Below are 265 nucleotides of genomic sequence, written 5' to 3' on the forward strand. Positions count from 1 at the left end.
CTACCATGGCGTTCATAAAGGCTGTTTTGTTGGCAATCGCGCGTGGCAGTACTTCTTGGTTATCTTTTTGGTAATACTCGCGGCACAAATCAACAATGCGTGCGCCCGCTTCAACATAAAGCTGTTTACGGTCCTTGTGGGTTGCTAGCGTAGTGCCGTTACCCGGTAGTGCTAAACCAATGGCTTCAAGTAAACAGTTCATAGAGTTGGCAGTAAACATGCCTGAACACGAACCACAGGTAGGACATGCTGAGCGCTCCACTTG

Annotated in this window: 1 protein-coding gene; it reads right to left on the minus strand. The window is 48.7% G+C overall.

Features of this window, described 5'->3' with window-relative positions; genetic code table 11:
* A partial coding sequence (locus tag AAEY78_RS13445; protein ID WP_352339818.1) for a dihydroxy-acid dehydratase domain-containing protein occupies window positions 1-265 on the minus strand: 265 nt, incomplete at both ends.

The organism is Psychrobacter sp. 16-MNA-CIBAN-0192 (assembly GCF_040309565.1).
GTDB lineage: Bacteria > Pseudomonadota > Gammaproteobacteria > Pseudomonadales > Moraxellaceae > Psychrobacter.